Annotated in this window: 14 protein-coding genes; 9 read left to right on the forward strand and 5 right to left on the reverse strand. The window is 46.5% G+C overall.

Annotated elements, in window-relative coordinates; all coding sequences use genetic code 11:
* Nucleotides 1-5: 5 nt before the first annotated feature.
* The gene (gene htpG / locus ACIQZ3_RS04645) at nucleotides 6-1,907 is read right to left on the reverse strand and encodes a molecular chaperone HtpG (RefSeq protein WP_397390794.1); all 1,902 of its coding nucleotides are present in this window, start codon (nucleotides 1,905-1,907) and stop codon (nucleotides 6-8) included.
* 183 nt (nucleotides 1,908-2,090) lie between these two features.
* On the opposite strand from htpG, the gene ACIQZ3_RS04650 reads away from it, so the two are divergent.
* From ACIQZ3_RS04650 to ACIQZ3_RS04690, 9 genes are read left to right on the forward strand one after another with little or no spacing between them, the layout of a single operon-like run.
* Nucleotides 2,091-3,353, forward strand: a complete 1,263-nt coding sequence (locus tag ACIQZ3_RS04650) for a putative Na+/H+ antiporter (RefSeq protein ID WP_397390796.1) — start codon at nucleotides 2,091-2,093, stop codon at nucleotides 3,351-3,353.
* 57 nt (nucleotides 3,354-3,410) lie between these two features.
* Nucleotides 3,411-4,769: a tRNA (N6-isopentenyl adenosine(37)-C2)-methylthiotransferase MiaB gene (gene miaB, locus ACIQZ3_RS04655; protein ID WP_397390798.1), complete on the forward strand. Its 1,359-nt coding sequence runs from the start codon at nucleotides 3,411-3,413 to the stop codon at nucleotides 4,767-4,769.
* A 1-nt stretch (nucleotide 4,770) separates the two neighbouring features.
* On the forward strand, nucleotides 4,771-5,247 hold the full coding sequence (gene ybeY, locus ACIQZ3_RS04660; RefSeq protein WP_397390800.1) for an rRNA maturation RNase YbeY: 477 nt from the start codon (nucleotides 4,771-4,773) through the stop codon (nucleotides 5,245-5,247).
* Between the two features lie 56 nt (nucleotides 5,248-5,303).
* Nucleotides 5,304-6,143, forward strand: a complete 840-nt coding sequence (locus ACIQZ3_RS04665) for an HlyC/CorC family transporter (protein WP_397390802.1) — start codon at nucleotides 5,304-5,306, stop codon at nucleotides 6,141-6,143.
* An 8-nt stretch (nucleotides 6,144-6,151) separates the two neighbouring features.
* Nucleotides 6,152-7,675 (forward strand): apolipoprotein N-acyltransferase, encoded by a 1,524-nt coding sequence (gene lnt / locus ACIQZ3_RS04670; protein WP_397390804.1) that lies wholly within the window; start codon nucleotides 6,152-6,154, stop codon nucleotides 7,673-7,675.
* Between the two features lie 60 nt (nucleotides 7,676-7,735).
* Entirely contained in the window at nucleotides 7,736-8,620 is an 885-nt protein-coding gene (glyQ, locus tag ACIQZ3_RS04675; protein ID WP_015422011.1) for a glycine--tRNA ligase subunit alpha, read from the forward strand.
* A 16-nt stretch (nucleotides 8,621-8,636) separates the two neighbouring features.
* Nucleotides 8,637-10,775, forward strand: coding sequence for a glycine--tRNA ligase subunit beta (gene glyS, locus ACIQZ3_RS04680; RefSeq protein WP_397390806.1), 2,139 nt, complete (start codon nucleotides 8,637-8,639; stop codon nucleotides 10,773-10,775).
* Nucleotides 10,772-11,344 carry a D-glycero-beta-D-manno-heptose 1,7-bisphosphate 7-phosphatase gene (gene gmhB / locus ACIQZ3_RS04685; protein ID WP_397390808.1) on the forward strand — a complete coding sequence of 191 codons (573 nt, stop codon included), beginning with the start codon at nucleotides 10,772-10,774 and terminating at the stop codon, nucleotides 11,342-11,344. The genes glyS and gmhB overlap by 4 nt, the downstream gene beginning before the upstream one ends.
* Nucleotides 11,345-11,351: 7 nt before the next feature.
* Complete coding sequence (locus ACIQZ3_RS04690; protein ID WP_397390810.1) at nucleotides 11,352-12,086, forward strand: lysophospholipid acyltransferase family protein; 735 nt, start codon at nucleotides 11,352-11,354, stop codon at nucleotides 12,084-12,086.
* Nucleotides 12,087-12,096: 10 nt separating this feature from the next.
* On the opposite strand, the gene rsmA is transcribed toward ACIQZ3_RS04690, so the two are convergent.
* Genes rsmA through ACIQZ3_RS04710 form a run of 4 tightly spaced genes read right to left on the reverse strand, consistent with a single transcriptional unit; the run spans nucleotide 12,097 to nucleotide 17,867 of the window.
* On the reverse strand, nucleotides 12,097-12,873 hold the full coding sequence (rsmA, locus tag ACIQZ3_RS04695) for a 16S rRNA (adenine(1518)-N(6)/adenine(1519)-N(6))-dimethyltransferase RsmA (protein WP_397390839.1): 777 nt from the start codon (nucleotides 12,871-12,873) through the stop codon (nucleotides 12,097-12,099).
* A complete protein-coding gene (gene pdxA, locus ACIQZ3_RS04700; protein WP_397390812.1) occupies nucleotides 12,873-13,901 on the reverse strand; it encodes a 4-hydroxythreonine-4-phosphate dehydrogenase PdxA in 1,029 nt (342 codons plus the stop codon). Before pdxA ends, rsmA begins: the two co-directional genes overlap by 1 nt.
* Nucleotides 13,876-15,324 (reverse strand): peptidylprolyl isomerase, encoded by a 1,449-nt coding sequence (locus ACIQZ3_RS04705; RefSeq protein ID WP_397390814.1) that lies wholly within the window; start codon nucleotides 15,322-15,324, stop codon nucleotides 13,876-13,878. Before ACIQZ3_RS04705 ends, pdxA begins: the two co-directional genes overlap by 26 nt.
* Complete coding sequence (locus ACIQZ3_RS04710) at nucleotides 15,321-17,867, reverse strand: LPS-assembly protein LptD (RefSeq protein WP_397390816.1); 2,547 nt, start codon at nucleotides 17,865-17,867, stop codon at nucleotides 15,321-15,323. The genes ACIQZ3_RS04705 and ACIQZ3_RS04710 overlap by 4 nt, the downstream gene beginning before the upstream one ends.
* Nucleotides 17,868-17,880: the final 13 nt, after the last annotated feature.

Here is a 17,880-nt window from a genome sequence, read left to right on the forward strand (position 1 = left end):
GAGAATTAAGAAAGCAAAAGCTGATTAATGCGTTTCACATAAGCAGCTGGATCATTCAACTGACCACCCTCGGCCAAGAGCGCTTGATCAAATAAGACCTGGGTCCACTCATCAAAATGCTGATCGTCAGATTTCAACTTCTGCAGCAAAGGATGCTCAGGATTGATCTCTAGAATAGGCTTGGTATCAGGCGCTTGTTGACCCGCAGCCTTTAGCATACGCAACAAATTACCGGAGAGCTCATTCTCGTCAGAAACCAAACATGCTGGAGAATCCGTTAAGCGAAAAGTCACACGTACATCCTTAATCTTGTCTTCTAGAGCCGCTTTCATACGATCAAGCAAGTCCTTGAAATTCTTCTCGGTTTCTTCATGCTCTTTTTTTTCTTTCTCATCGCTGAGATTGCCAAGATCAAGACCGCCTTTAGCTACTGAGGTCATTTGCTTGCCATCAAACTCAGTGAAGAAAGAAAGCATCCACTCGTCTACTCGATCGGACAGCAACAAGACTTCGACGGCCTTCTTGTGGAAAATTTCTAAATGCGGACTGTTTTTAGCAGCGTTAAAAGTATCGCCAGTGACGTAGTAAATCTTGTCCTGACCTTCTTTCATGCGAGAAATATATTCAGCTAAGGAAACGGTTTGATCCGCAGAGTCGGCGTGCGTACTTGCAAAACGTAGGAGCTTTAAGATGCGCTCTTGATTTGGCTGATCTTCACCCATACCCTCCTTGAGGACTTGTCCAAACTGAGTCCAGAAGGTACGGTATTTTTCTTTCTTAGTCTCATCATCACTATTGGCCAAATCTTCCAACATGCTCAGCACACGCTTGGTAGAACTTTCGCGAATGATTTTGACATCACGTGATTCCTGCAAAATTTCACGAGAGACATTTAAAGGCAGGTCTGTCGAATCAATCACACCAGTAACAAAACGTAGATACATCGGCATTACTTGCTCGGCATCATCCATGATGAATACCCGCTTCACGTATAACTTAATGCCACCGCGTTTGTTGCGATCCCATAAATCAAATGGTGCACGCGCCGGTACATATAACAGTTGCGTAAACTCACTACGCCCTTCAACTCGATTTAGCGAGTAGCACAAGGGATTTTCGTAATCATGCGATAAGTGTTTATAAAACTCGTCGTACTGCTCTTCAGTGATTTCAGACTTTGAGCGGGCCCATAAGGCGCTGGATTGATTAATGCTCTCGAGCTCATCCTTGATGACTTGCTCTTTTTTATCCGCATCCCACTCCTCTTTATTCATTTGAATAGGCAAAGAGATGTGATCAGAATATTTACGAATAATTGACTTGAGTTTATGAGTGGAGAGGAAATCATCCTCACCTTCACGAAGGTGCATCATGATAGATGTCCCGCGCTGTAGGCGATCAATACTTTCTACCGTAAATTCACCCGAACCATCAGACTCCCAACGAACACCATTAGCAACTGGCAAGCCTGCTCGACGAGTCTCAACGGTAATGCGGTCAGCAACAATAAAGGCTGAATAGAAGCCCACGCCAAACTGACCAATCAGAGCGGCATCTTTTTGCTGGTCGCCTGAGAGCGTAGAGAAAAATTCTTTTGTGCCAGAGCGAGCGATGGTTCCCAAATTAGAAATCACTTCATCGCGGCTCATACCAATACCGTTATCCGAAATGGTGACGGTTCTAGCGGCTTTATCAAAACTGACTTTGATCTTCAGATCAGGATCGTCGCCATACCAATCAGGATGCTCGATTCCCTCAAAGCGGAGCTTGTCTGAAGCATCAGACGCATTAGAGATCAACTCACGGAGAAAGATTTCCTTGTTGGAATACAAGGAATGAATCATCAGCTGTAAAAGCTGCTTTACCTCGGCTTGAAAGCCTAAGGTTTCTTTGGTGGCTACAGTCATGCAAATACCCTCTTAATCAATGAACATAACCCTCAGTAATTGGGGGCTATTTAATATATTTCAAGGGCTATGAAGCCTGAAATTTATCCCGGTTATGGCTTTGAATGCTTCTCCGCTGACCCCCCCCAATAACCGAAGGATTTAAAACTAGAATCCTGACAGGCGCCCTGCTAATATATCTGTATGAACTTTACCCCTACAGAGCTTGGCGCAAGCATTATTTTTACCGTCGCAGTGTTGCATACTTTTTGTACCTCGCACTTTGAGGCGCTCGCCAAAAAATCCCCAAGGCATGCCGGCTTGTGGCACCTACTAGGTGAAGTAGAAATCGTCTTTGGATTTTGGGCGGCAATTCTCATTATTTTTATGTGGCTTGCAAACGATTTAGCTACAGCAAAAGAGTACGCTAACAAGCGGAACTTCACAGAGCCGCTATTTGTTTTTGCCATTATGGTTGTTGCAGGTAGTAAGCCTATTCTGCATTTTGCAACCCAGCTTCTTCACCAGCTGGGCAAAGTGGTGCAATTGATTTTGCGCACTAAGCAAGCCCCAACCTTGTATTTCTTAACTCTCAGCATCACTCCCTTGCTGGGCTCGCTGATGACTGAGCCAGCAGCCATGACGCTAGCAGCCTTCTTACTACGTGACCTAGTCTATCGCCATAAATGCTCCACCCCCCTTTTATTTGGCACCTTGGGAGTGTTATTCGTCAACATCTCAATTGGTGGCACGCTGACAAATTTTGCTGCACCTCCCGTCCTCATGGTGGCTTCAACATGGGGCTGGGATACCCCATTTATGTTTGCGAACTTTGGCCTCGATGCAACGATTGCTATTTTTATTAATGCAACAATTGCAACGCTGCTCTTTCATAAGCAACTCATTGAGCCTTCGACCAAATCTGATCACGTTCGCATTCCACTCACCATTACGGCAATTCATCTACTCTTTTTATTGGGCATTGTGGTCTTTGCACATGATCCAGTGATCTTCATGTGGCTACTACTCTTTTTCATTGGCTACACTACCGCGTATCCAAAACATCAAAGCCCACTTATTTTGCGTGAAGCTTTACTGGTGGGATTCTTCTTGGCTGGACTAGTTGTATTGGGTGCACTGCAAGGCTGGTGGCTGCAACCGATTCTAGAAACCATGAGCCCCACAGCGGTGTTCTATGGCAGCCTGGCATTAACGGCCATTACCGATAATGCGGCACTCACGTATTTAGGCTCACTAGTACAAGGTACCTCACCAGAATTTAAGCTGGCCTTAGTTGGCGGCGCAGTAGCGGGCGGAGGATTAACCGTGATTGCCAATGCCCCCAACCCGGCTGGACTGGCTATTTTGCGCAGTTATTTCCCTAATGCAGTGGTTTCTGCCGGATTACTGTTTGTAGCCGCCATTCCACCAACCATTGTTGCGATTCTGGCACTACGTCTGCTCTAAACGACTTATCCCGTAAAATCTGAGCTTCGCCCCCAGCTATAAACCTGAGAACGGCATATGAAAAAGCTCTATATCAAAACCTTTGGCTGTCAAATGAACGAGTACGACTCGGGCAAGATGGCCGACCTCTTACATGTCGATGAAGGCATGGTCATGACTGACACTCCGGAAGATGCAGATGTAGTTCTATTGAACACCTGCTCAATTCGCGAAAAAGCAGAAGACAAAGTATTTTCGGATTTGGGACGTCTGCGTGAGCTCAAGAAAACCAAACCCAATTTATTGATTGGTGTTGGCGGCTGCGTTGCTAGCCAAGAAGGTCAACAAATTATCAGCAGAGCCCCGTACGTCGATGTTGTCTTTGGACCACAAACTTTGCATCGCTTATCTGATCTCATTGCACAACGTCGCGAGACCGGCAGACCTCAAGTAGATATCTCTTTTCCAGAAATAGAAAAGTTTGATCACCTTCCTGCCTCTCGTCAAACCCGTGGCTCAGCTTACGTCTCCATCATGGAAGGCTGCTCAAAGTATTGCAGCTACTGTGTGGTTCCTTACACTCGAGGCGAAGAAGTATCGCGCCCCTTTGATGATGTATTGACTGAAGTAGCCGGTCTTGCAACTCAAGGCGTCAAAGAAATTGTTTTGCTTGGTCAGAATGTGAATGCTTACCTTGGGAAGATGGGCGATAGCGAAGAGATCGCAGACTTTGCTTTGCTAATTGAATACATTGCCGAAATTCCAGGCGTTGAAAGAATTCGTTTTACCACTAGCCACCCAAAAGAATTTACACAGCGCTTAATTGATGTCTATGCAAAAGTTCCTAAATTGGTAAGTCATTTGCACTTACCAGTGCAGCACGCATCCGACTCCGTTTTGTCTGCGATGAAGCGTGGCTACACCACACTGGAATACAAAAGCATTATTCGCAAGATGCGTGCTGTAAGGCCCGACCTGACACTCTCTAGCGACTTCATTGTGGGCTTTCCGGGTGAGACCGATGAAGACTTTGCAAAGTTACTCAAGATGGTTGAAGAACTTAATTTTGATAATAGTTTTTGCTTTATCTTTAGCGCACGTCCTGGCACGCCCGCAGCTAATCTGAGTGATAACACGCCTTATGAGGTCAAACTCAAGCGCCTACAAACACTGCTTGCCCTGGTGGAGTCACAAGCAAATCAGATTAGCAAAAATATGTTGGGCAATATTGAGCGTGTGCTTGTTGAGGGACTCGCAAAGGATGGCGTGAACTTGCAGGGTCGCGCTGCCAATAATCGCGTGATTCACTTTACTGCGCCAGAGCAAGATATTGAATCACTCATCGGCCAAATGGTAGATATCCGCATTACCGAAGTACTGAACTACACACTCCGAGGTGATCTGATTAGTGAATCTACCCTCACTCATGCCCATTAATATGACAAGCAAACAAACCTCTCCCTCTAAATTAGAGATTGATATTCAATTTGCTAGTACCGCTATCGAAGAGAAAGTGCTTGCGATTGCATCTTTAGTAGCAATTAAAAAATGGGTGAAATCAGCAGTTCAATTGAACGGACTCATCACCCTGCGTTTTGTTAATGCAGCTGAAGGTAAAAAACTGAACTTTGCGTTTCGCAATAAAGACTATGCGACTAATGTGCTCACCTTTCCATATGAGCTCAGCAAAAAGACCATAGCTGCCGATATTATTTTTTGTCTTCCCGTAATTCAGAAAGAGGCGTCAGAGCAAGATAAGGTTGTTAAGGCGCATTTGGCTCACCTGATCATTCATGGTTGCCTGCATGCCCAAGGGCTTGACCATGAGAACGATAAAGAAGCCAAGAAAATGGAGGGTAAGGAAATCGTCCTTCTGAAATCTTTAGGTTTTGCCAATCCCTACGCACCTATTTAAAGCATCCTTACGGCTTCCTTCATTAAATTTACTGATTTCTACGATATTCTTGCTATATGCCTGACCCCAATAAATCCCTTTTAGAACGCTTGGCCGAATTTTTAACGCCACAGCCAACCAGCCCAGCAGAGCGTCGCCAAGAACTGATTGATACCCTCAGAGAAGCCCAGACAGAAGGCTTAATTGATGCAGATGCCCTCTCCATGATTGAGGGCGTATTCCAAGTGGGTCAATTGTGTGCACGTGATATTTTGATTCCTAGAGCCCAGATTGACTGGATTGATATCAATCAACCCCTGTCAGAAATTATCAAGAGTGTGATTACTGCCGCTCACTCACGCTTTCCCGTATTTGAGGGTAGCCGCGACAACGTCATTGGCACCTTGCTAGCAAAAGATTTATTACGCCACTCGACTGAAAAAGATTTTCAGGTGCGCGATTGGCTCCGTCCCGCAGTATTTATTCCAGAATCTAAACGATTAAGCGTTTTGCTGCGTGACTTCAAAGATAACCGCAATCACTTAGCCATTGTTGTAGATGAATACAGCGGCGTTGCGGGCGTGATTACGATTGAAGACGTGCTGGAACAAATTGTTGGCGATATTGAAGATGAGCATGATATTGATGAAGAAGCAGACAACCTCATCTCTCTAGATAATGGCGATATTCGGGTGAAAGGCATAACTGAGCTCGAGCAATTTAACGAGACACTAGGCACCCAATTTCATGATGACGATATTGAAACGGTTGCGGGCTTAGTCATTCAGCATCTTGGCCGAGTGCCTAAGATGGGTGAGTTGATTGAGATCGACGGAATTGAATTTGAGGTTCAGCGCGCTGACCCAAGACAAATTCATATCCTGCTCGCACGCCAACTCCCGAAAAAATCTTCCTGAGAGCTGCCTTGATTGATCAGCAATCAGCAAGGCTAAGTAATGGCGTCAATTTATTGGCGCTATTTTTTCTGGGGGCGTTGCTAGCTGTTGCTGCAGAACTACCCTATGGTGGCTGGATACAAATCCCTGTTTTGAGTTTAATTTGGTGGCGAATGAGTCAGCAATCTACTCTCTCTATCAAAAATCAATTTATTTCCGGAATGGTATTTGGTCTAGGTTACTTTGTTCTGGGCTTATGGTGGATCTACATTAGCTTGCACGACATAGGTGGAATGCATGCTGCGGTTTCTTGCTTAGCGGTATTTTTACTAGCTGCTGGTATGGCTTTATTTTTCTCCAGCGCCTCGCTATCCCTTTGCCTGCCTAGACGAAGATATCTAACAGGTCTCTTGCTAGCAGCCTCCTGGGTGCTCATTGAATACCTACGTAGTGTGGTGCTAACGGGCTTTCCGTGGATGGGATTTGCTGAAGCGCAATTTAATGGACCCTTCGCACCAGCAGCACCATTTTTTGGTGGCCTAGCCTGCACATTTTTAGTGGTGTGGATTTCTTGGGAGATTACGCAGCTAAGAAAAAATATTTTCTTTAGTGCTACCTGCATTATTTCTGCTGTAGCACTTGCGCAACTTTCAAGCTTTTGGACTTTCACAAAACCCATTGGCGAGCCACTCAGCGTTCGTTTAATTCAGGGAAATTTTGAGCAAAGCCTTAAATTCAATCCCAAGGCAATCGAAGAGCAATTTAGTTTTTATACTAATGCTATTGAGAGTCAATCAGCTGATCTCATCATTACTCCAGAGACTGCCTACCCTTGGCCCCAGAGCAATCTCCCCAATGGCTTAATAGGATCGCTCCAACAGTTTTCCACGAACACCTCCAGCAATGTCCTGTTAGGTGTCATTGGGGAGTCACGTGACTCTACTGAAGTGAAATACACCAATCGTGCGCTTGGACTTTCTCCCAATGCGCCGAGCTATCAATATGACAAGTCTCACTTGGTGCCTTTTGGGGAATTTATTCCACCTGGATTTCATTGGTTTGTGAATGCCTTCCATGTCCCCATGAGTGACTTTGCACGCGGCGGATTAGATCAAGCCCCTTTCAATATTGTTCGTCCCGGTAAAGATACGATTCAGGCGGCGATCACTATTTGCTATGAAGATGTCTTTGGCGGGGAATTGGCCTCCCGAATTCATCGCAGCAGTAAATCCGTCAACCTGTTGATCAATATGACTAATCTGGCCTGGTTTGGGGATTCTCAAGCACCAGCGCAGCAATTACGTCTATCGCAGCTACGCTCCTTGGAAACGGGTCTCCCAGCACTACGCGCCACAAATACGGGTATTACCGCAGCGCTTGGGCCAGACGGCAAGGTACTGTCTCAGCTGGGTGAATTTACCCAAGACGTCCTCAGCATCAAGATTCAAGCCTACTCAGGCACAACCCCTTATGTGATTTGGGGAAATGCGCCTATTTTGAGCCTTTCTTGCCTCTTGCTTATCTTGGGTCTTATTCGCCAAAAACTAATCTAATCGCTATTTCATGGTTCGTTAGCTTAGCCATGTAAAATCAAAGGCTTAGCCAGGTAAATAATGCTTACTTTTCAGCAAATCATTCTCAAACTCCAAGATTACTGGGACCAACAAGGTTGCGCCCTATTGCAACCTATTGACCTTGAGGTCGGTGCAGGTACATCTCATACAGCCACTTTCTTGAGGGCCATTGGCCCGGAACCATGGAAAGCCGCTTACGTCCAGCCTTCACGTAGACCAAAAGATGGTCGCTACGGAGAAAATCCGAACCGCCTACAGCACTACTACCAGTACCAGGTAGTGCTGAAGCCTGCACCAGAAAACATCCTTGAGCTCTATTTGGGCTCACTTGCCGCTTTAGGTCTTGATCTCCAAAAGAACGATGTGCGTTTTGTTGAGGATGACTGGGAAAACCCGACCCTGGGCGCATGGGGCTTAGGCTGGGAAGTTTGGCTTAACGGCATGGAAGTAACGCAGTTCACGTATTTCCAGCAAGTCGGTGGCATTGACTGCAAACCTGTTTTAGGCGAAATCACTTACGGTATCGAGCGCCTAGCGATGTACATCCAAAATTGCTCCAACGTATACGACCTCGTTTGGGCGGATGGCATCTCTTACGGTGACGTGTATCACCAGAATGAAGTCGAGCAGTCTTGCTACAACTTCGAGCACTCCAATACTGACTTATTGTTTGCAAACTTCACCAATTACGAAAGTGAAGCCAAGCGTTTGATGGAAGTGCCGCTAGCCTTACCTGCCTATGAAATGGTACTCAAAGCTGGGCATACTTTTAATTTACTGGATGCCCGTGGCGCCATCTCAGTGACCGAGCGTGCCGCCTATATCGGTCGCATTCGCAATCTATCTCGCGCAGTAGCGCAGGCTTACTTTGAGTCTCGCGAGAAGTTGGGATTCCCGATGTGCCAACGTCAATCCAAAGCCTAAGCAGCTAGATCTAATTATGAGTACACCGAATTCCCTCTCTCAATCAGACAATCTTCTGATTGAAGTATTTACCGAAGAGCTTCCACCAAAATCTTTGCGTCGCTTAGGTGATGCTTTTAGTGAAGGTATTTTTTCCACGCTGAAGGCCGCCGGCCTATTGAGCGAAAACTCCGTTGCTACTAGCTTTGCTACACCGCGCCGCCTTGCTGTTCAAGTAACTAATGTCTTGAGCCAAGCCCCAGACTATCCGGTACGTGAAAAATTACTGCCGACTAGCATTGCTTTTGATGCTGATGGAAAGCCGACTGCGCCACTACAAAAGAAATTAACCTCCTTGGGTTACGCTGATATCGAACTCTCCACCTTAGAAAAATCCGGTGAAGGAAAAAATGAAGCGCTCTATCTCAATGTCATCGCCAAAGGTGCGGCATTAGAAAAAACCGCTCAACAAGCTCTAGAGCAGGCACTGAGCAAATTACCCATCGCCAAAATGATGCACTACCAAGTGCTACAGAAAAATGGTGAGTTGGCGGATGTTGAGTTTGCACGTCCCGCACACCGCATCATCGCTCTGCATGGCAAGCAAACATTGCATATCAGCGCACTGGGCATTGACGCAGCAAACCAAACAGAAGGTCATCGCTTTCTGGCTCCTGGCGTCATTACGATCGCCTCTGCAGATCAATATGAATCTGACCTCAGCACTAAAGCAAAAGTATTGCCAAGCTTTAACAATCGTCGTGATTTTATTGAATCCGCGTTATTAAAAGCTGCTGGTGCTGATTTAGTGTTGATGCCAGATAGCTTGTTAGATGAAGTGACCGCATTAGTTGAGTGGCCAGCAATCTATGAGTGTCATTTTGATCAAGAGTTCTTGGAAGTTCCACAAGAATGCTTGATTCTGACAATGCAGACTAATCAAAAATACTTTGCTTTGACTGACAAGCAAGGTAAGTTACGCAATCGTTTCCTCATTGTTTCCAATATTGAGACTGATAAGCCAGAAGCAATTATTTCCGGTAACGAGCGCGTAGTACGCCCACGTCTATCCGATGCACGTTTCTTCTTTCAACAAGATCAAAAACGTCCGCTGGCATCCCGCGTAGTTGATCTTGGAAAAGTGGTTTATCACAATCAGCTTGGCAATCAACTGGACCGTACGAAGCGTGTTCAAGGAATTGCGGTGGGCATTGCTAAAGCCCTATCAGCTGATGGGGCGCTAGCCAGTCGTGCTGCTGAAATTGCTAAAACTGATTTGTTAACCGATATGGTTGGCGAGTTCCCAGAGCTTCAGGGGATCATGGGTCGCTACTATGCAACGCATGATGGCGAAAATGCAGAAGTAGCATCAGCTTGCAGCGAACATTACATGCCTCGCTTTGCTGGTGACGCTCTTCCACAGAGTCAAACTGGCACCATCCTAGCAATTGCGGACAAGCTAGAAACTCTCGTTGGTATTTGGGGTGTTGGTCTTGCGCCAACCGGTGATAAAGACCCCTATGCCCTACGTCGTCATGCTCTCGGAATCTGCCGTCTGCTGCTTGAAAAGAATCTTAGCTTAAGCCTGCCCGACTTAATTGAGCTGGCTCGTAAGCAATTTCCGCAAAAAGATGTTCAAGAAAAAGCTAAGGCGGAAGATATTTACGCCTTCATCATTGATCGTCTGCGCGCTTACTTGCGCGACCAAGCAGTTGCAGGTAAGCCGTTTACTACCGAAGAAATTGACGCGGTATTAAGTCAGTCACCAGCCCAACTAAATGATTTAATTGATCGCTTAACTGCATTGCGTGAATTTAATGCCTTAGCCGAAGCGGCTCAGTTAGCTGCTGCCAATAAACGTATCAGCAATATCTTGAAAAAGAATGCAACCGATATTCCGGCGCATTGCTCAAGTACGCTCTTGCAGCTTCCTGCTGAAATCGCATTACATCAGGCGCTCGAGAAACTGACTCCAACACTGACAGCGGCTTACGAAAAACGTCAGTTTGTGGATCTACTAAAAGCACTCGTTGCTCTCAGTGCTCCAATTGATCAGTTTTTTGCCGATGTGATGGTGATGGATCCAAATCCAGAGTTGCGCGATAACCGCCTGGCTCTCCTGCAACAACTTCACCAGAAAATGAATCTCATTGCCGACCTCGGCAAATTAGCATGAGCATCAGCTCTTCTAAGCTAATCATTCTTGATCGCGATGGCGTGATCAATGAAGATCGAGATGATTATGTGAAGTCGAGTGATGAGTGGATTCCGCTACCGGGCAGCCTTGAAGCAATCGCACTACTCAATCAAGCGGGTTATCAAATCGCCGTAGCAACTAACCAGTCTGGTTTAGCCCGGGGTTATTTCAACATAAACGATCTTCATGCCATGCATGGCAAGATGGATAAACTGCTCAAGCCTTTGGGTGGTCATATCGACAGTATTTTCTTCTGCCCACATACCGATGCTAATGCATGCGATTGTCGCAAGCCATTACCAGGGATGATGAAAGAGATTGTCCTGCGCTATAAAAAGAATCAGGGCGCCACCCCGTTATTGGGGGTGCCAATTGTGGGCGACTCCTTACGCGACCTTCAAGCAGGCGTTGCTCTTGGTGCTAGCCCACATTTGGTATTGACCGGCAAAGGTAGTAAAACCTTGGATAAAGGCGGCCTCCCAGAAGGCACCCAGATTCATGCTGATTTGATGGCGTTTGCGAATGCACTCTTACAAGATAAGGTTTAATGCAAATATGACTTTTATTCGCTCAGCTCTGTTTACCCTCTTCTTGCTGATATTCACCCCGATCTGGTCGGTGCTTTGCATATTAGTTTTCCCATTTCTCAATCCTGAGAATCGCTATCGCTTTATCGGACTTTGGAATAAGGTCGTAATCTGGATCTTGCAGCCCCTCTGCGGTATTCGTTACGAGATTCGCGGAATGGAAAACATGATGGCGGTATTGGATAAACCCGTTGTTGTGCTGAGTAAACATCAATCTGCCTACGAAACCATTTTTTATATTGCCAAGCTTCCTAAGCAAGTCTGCTTCGTTTTCAAAAGAGAATTACTTTGGATTCCTTTCTTTGGCTGGGCTTTGGCTTTGCTCAAGATGATTCACATCAATCGCAATAGCAAAGAAACTGCTGCTCTCTCAGTAGTTGGCCAAGGGAAAAAATGTTTAAGTGAAGGCAAGTGGATTTTGTTGTTTCCAGAGGGCACCAGAACACCTACCGGATCACACAAGCCCTATAGCAAGGGTGGCGCAAGGCTTGCGAGCGCAACTGAAGCGCTGGTTATCCCAATTGCCCACAACGCAGGTCGTTGCTGGCCTAAGAATAGCTTTCTAAAGCAACCTGGAACGATCATCTTCTCAATCGGCCCTGCTATTACCTCTGCCGGAAAAACTGGCGGGCAACTGCATCAAGAAGTGGAAAAGTGGATTGAAGCTGAAATGCGAGTAATTGATCCCACTGCTTACCAGTAGAACAGGGGTCTTAGCGGGCTAAAGTTTTGGCCCACTCAATGTAGCGCTCTACCAGAATATCTTGAGCGCGCGCTTTTAGTTCCGATTCAGATAAAGACAATCGATCAGCAAAGGCTGATAAGTTAGTGCGCAGCATTTTTCTTCTCTGAGAAAACGCTGCCGCCACTACTTTTTCTAAAGCATGCCACTGCGCATCACTTAGACTAAAATCTCGTCGCGGAATCATTCGCACAACCGCAGAATTAACTTTAGGCTGCGGATCAAAGGCTTCGGGCGGAACTTCTAAAACTTGCTCCATGTCATAGCGAGCTTGCAGCATGACTGAAAGCCTACTGAATTCAGAGCCGCCAGCCTTGGAGACCATACGCTCGACGACTTCAGCTTGAAGCATAAATACCTGCTCATCAATCGCATGGGCAGCGGAAACGAGATGAAAGAGCAATGGAGAGGAGATGTTGTAAGGCAGGTTGCCCACTACCTTGCATAAACCACTATTGGCTGGACGTGCATTTGCCCACTCTAGAAAATCAAACTTGAGGGCATCCCCCTCTATGACATTAAGACCCTTGAGATTCTCTTGATTCCAATAGGCTACTAAATCTCGATCAATCTCTAAAAGATCCAAGTGGTCCAGATTACTTAACAAGGGCTTTGTTAAAGCGCCAAGGCCCGGACCGATTTCAATCACATGCATATTTTCACTGGGATTGATGGCTGCAACGATGGAATAAACTACTCCAGAGTCTTGCAAAAAGTTTTGACCAAATCGTTTTCGGGCGCGATGCATCATATCTTTAAATTCTTTGTGTTCTTTATATTTACTGCCAATTGATAAGCAAGTCGCAAAGCCTCTAACATGCTGCCTGGGTCTGCAAGACCTTTACCAGCAATGTCTAGCGCCGTGCCATGATCTACTGAGGTACGAATAATTGGCAAACCTAAGGTGACGTTTACGCCCCCACCAAAGCTCACAAACTTGAATGGCGCCAGACCTTGATCGTGGTACATCGCAATGAACGCATCTACATTTTCCAAAGCCTTGGCATCAAACATCGTGTCACCTGGATAGGGTCCACTCACCTGAATACCTAACTCTTTCGCAGCCTCGATGGCTGGTGCAATCACATCGATTTCTTCGCACCCAAGATAACCTGATTCACCCGCATGGGGATTGAGTCCTGCCACCCGAATCACGGGCTTAGCAATACCAAATTTTGTTCGCAAATCATGCTCGACGATTTGAATCGTTTGCAGAATATGCTGATAATTAAGCGCCTCTGGAACTGCGCTTAAGGGCAGATGTGTTGTTACCAAAGCCACCCGAAGGTCGCGGCTTTTCTGTAAACCCAAAAATCCCGCTGGCAATGTCGCACATAACATCATGACAACATGTTCTTGATGGCAAAGCTTAGCTAGGTATTCAGTATGACCAGTAAATAAAACATCGCTTGAGGCGGATCCCCCGTTGATAACACTCTTTTGTATTGGTGCCGTCACCATCGCGTCAAAGCGTCCATCTAGGCATCCCTTAACAGCGGCGTCCAAAATATTAAGGACATACTGCGCATTAGCGGGATTTAATTGACCAGCAACTACTGGGACAGCAAGTGGAATGGGCTCCACTATTAGGCGAGTTGATAATGCTTTGGGTATATTAACTACGGAAAATGAACTTGGATCCCCAAGCACAGTAATCGCACTTGCAGACTGCTCTTGCAAAAAAGCGAGGGCAGCTGCAATAGAGACCTCTGGACCAACCCCTGCAGGCTCTCCAGAGCTGATAACTAAGTTAACGAGGACTGGCTGCTGGATCATCTGTGTTAATGATCTTCACCGTAGCAGTGTCGCGTAGCTCACGTAACCAATCTTGATAAGCCTGCTCAAACTTACGCTCACGAATTGCTGCGCGAGCAAATTGACGCTGCTTCTCTACAGTTAACTGCGCCTCACGACGCTCCAGCACCTGAATTAAATGCCAACCAAACTCCGACTTCACTGGATTACTCACCTCGCCAATTTGCAAGCGATTCATAGCTTGATCAAATTCAGGAACTAGATCACCAGGGCCCATCCAACCCAGATTGCCGCCATTCGCAGCAGATCCATCTTCAGAATAATTTTTAGCCAACTCACCAAAATCAGCAGTCTTGGCGCGAACCTGATCACGGTAACCTGCTAGACGTCTTTCAGCATCCTGGTCTGTAAGGCCTGCACGGCTTCGCAACAAAATGTGCCGAGACAAAGTCTGCGTCACCATAATATTTTGCGGGGTAGCTAAAGTCTCTTGTGTCGAAGCCTGCTGTGGCTCAGGCGCCCCAGCAACTAGCGCACGTCTGTCGAGAACCTTAAGTACGTGATAGCCGGCAGGACTTTTAACAACTGCACCAGCAACCTGTCCGCCACCAGTATTTCTGACGGCCTCGTAAAATAATTGTGGCAAACGATCTGGCGTGCGGTAGCCCAGCTCTTGAAACTTAATCTTCGGATTCTCTTTTGCAGCCATCGCACCCAATTGCAAGAAATCAACATCGCCACGGGCTTCACGCAACAATGTTTCTGCTTTTTTCTTTGCCTCGGCTTGGGCGCCAGCTCCTGCATTTACATCGGCAGGAATAAAAATCTGTGCAACATCGATTTCTTCTGGCTCACCTTTTGCGGCTGGAGTTGAACGTGTTTGCTTTCCCCCGCTAGCAACTGCACGATTGCGATCGGTAATGAAGTTGTCTATTTCTGCATCAGAAATCTTGATTTTTCCCTCTACTTCACGCTCACGATAACGACTGATGATGACATCATCGCGCAACATCTCACGATAGCGCTCATAGCTACTTCCAGTTGCGGCAATTTTTACCTTCAACTCAGCCAGAGATAATTTATTTTTGGCGGCAATATCAGCAATAATTTTCTCGAGCTCTTTGTTGGTAACAACTACACCTTCTTGCTCGGCATTTTGCAGTTGAATCTTTTCAATGATGAGGCGCTCGAGAATAGTTTTACGTAAAGTAACAGCATCGGGCAATTTAGTTCCCTGCTTTTGTAGCGCGGCTATACGATCGTCAATTTCTTTGCGTGTCACATAGCCAGTATTGACGACTGCAGCAACACCGTCAATATTACGAATTTTGCTATCACCCGAAGTCTTTGAGCTATCTTGCGCAAATGCAAATTGAGACATAAAAGCAGCGCCAGCCAAAATCATGGCTGTAAGGGCTTGGTTAAATCGATTCCTACGCATCATTGATAGTTCTCATATATTGAAGGTGGTATAGGCTTGGAAGTGGGCATATATCCGGGAACATTAAGCTTCATGATATCAACTGGATTACTACCGGCACTACCAAAGCCCCTAAATTCTATTTGGAATAAAACCTGGGTGGTGGTTATTTGTGAGGTATTGAGCATTTGTGTGTAGGCCCCTCTAAAAGTCCAGCAGTCCCGCATCCACTCCAAAGCCACCAGGGTATTGAGTGTTTTAGTAGTTAATGCGTCATAACCCCAACGGCCCAAGACCGAAACCTCACGAGTGAGTGGCCACTGGCCTGAGACGTTGTATTGGTCAGTTGTCGTCTGTGCCAAGGTTGCTGGAGTAGGACCAAAAGCCTGTGTTGGCGGAGACCAAAAATTTCGATATCCAAAATTCAAGCTTCTGCCCGGTGTGGGGCGCCAACTACCACCAACTGTAGTCTGTACAAATTTACTTAACTGCGTGTTGTACTGGCCGAACATGTCTGCACTAAAGTTGCCAAGCAAGCGAACCGATGCTGAACCCAAAGTATCTGAATAGGTTGTGGGATTGGCGATATTGCCATTAAGACCCACCTTTTGTCCTGTGAAAGATTGACGTTGGGCAATGGTTACGTTTGCACGCTCAGCGCCAGTACCAGCCTCGATCATGCGGCTAGTTAGGCCCCCGGTTAATTTGTTGTTATCGGCAATACGGTCATTGCCAATAAACGTATTTTCACTAAAGATCTGAGTCACGCCAAAGCCTGCATCAGCCGTATCGAACAAAGGTGTCAAAGCCTGATTTTGATACGGGGTATAGACGTAATAGGCCCTCGGCTCCATGGTGAGGAGCATATCTCGCCCAAAGAAGCCTTTTAATTCCGCTGCGTCTCTTTCAAAGGCAAGACCCGAGTCCAGACTAAAAGTTGGGATAGTGAAACCCTGTACTGGAGGGGCAGCACCCAAGGGATTATTACTGGTCACCGCTGCGGTGGCAGCATAAGTATTGGACTGGAAGCTCACCTTAGGGGTAATGTAATAGCCGGGAGTAATCTGCGGCAAAGACATTGCGCCTTTAATGACAGTACGATCCGCCTGGCTATAGAGGTAGCCCGCTGGAGCATAAGCAAGGTTACTGTTTACGTTATAGGCAAAGCGGGTGTAATCCGTTGAGAACGAAGTGATTGGGCCCGAGGGCAATGTCAAATACTTACCGCTTGCATCTGAAACAGTTGGGGTTAATCGATTGGTATAAGAAGCAGTGATATTAGGCAATACGTTGTATGGCGACTGAACTGGAGCAGTTAGGTCTGGCTGCAAGGTTTGGAAAGTAACAGCCTTTGCCGAAACAATCCAGTTACTCAGGCTCCCAGTTAAGTTCTTGGTTGTTCCAACTTCCTGACGAAACTGATTAGTTACAGCCCCCGCAATACTCTGAGAAAAATCTGTGGGGTACAAACTGTCTGAAACCCGTGACATATTCGCATAGCCCGTCCAAGCGCCCGCAATCGGAATACCGCCCATTCCCAGCAAAGCGCCACTAAAGTTCTGTCTCTGCTGCCAGTCGTAGCGCCAGCGATCAGTGCCAGTTTTGCGGTCATAAGGGAGATAGTCTCCGCCCAAGCTACCGACGTATTGCTGATCCAAAAATTGGTATTTAGCACCCATCTGAACACCCCGTTGACCCATCACCCGCGGTATCAACAACAAATCTCGATTCGGCGCAATATTGACGTAGTAAGGCTGTGTCACATCAATACCATTGTTAGAGTTGTAACCCGCTACAGGGGCCAATATTCCAGAGCGACGTTGATTTGATGTTGGCGCACTAAAGTAAGGTACGTAAGCAATAGGTACATCAAAGAATCGCATGACACCATGCGTACCCACCATTTCTTTTTGTTCGTTATCAATCTCGAGCGTGCTTGCCGTGAAATACCAATCTAAATTTTCAGGAGTACAGGTTGTGTAGGTTGCCGTATCAAATACAAATACATCCGAGGTTTCGATTGTTAATTTTTTTGCATTGCCACTAGCTCGGTTATCGCGCAGTTCGTAATTTGGGGTTTCCATTTCGCCTTCGCGGGCGTCGACTCTAAAGCGCGCTTTCGGCCCCTTGAAAGATGCATTGCCTTTTGAAAACTCAGTATTGCCAGATAAATTCGCCACATCAGAATCGGGATCGTATTTAATTTCATCCGCTTTAATCACGGCGCCATTGCGACGAATTTGTGCGCGCCCTTTTAAACGCATTTCACGATCGACAATTCCATCAATCGAATCGCTAGAGGTAAACGTCAAAGCATTACCGTCAGCAATAGGCTTGCCAACCCGCAATTGATCATCCAACTTTAAGACGGTGACATCGCCACGATCAGGAATTAAAACGGAGTTAGCAGAGCTACCTAGAGACTGCGCAGACGGGGGTAAGGGTGCGGGTGCTTGAGCAGCGCCTGGAAGCGCAAATTGTGACAATCCAACCCCCATCATTACTTGCAGGGTGACAGCTAAAAAAAGAGGGGCGCAAAGGCCGGCGCGACGGCGATAATGACTCATAGATCCAGACCCG

The sequence above is a fragment of the Polynucleobacter sp. genome (assembly GCF_044342855.1).
In the GTDB taxonomy this organism is placed as follows: Bacteria; Pseudomonadota; Gammaproteobacteria; order Burkholderiales; family Burkholderiaceae; genus Polynucleobacter.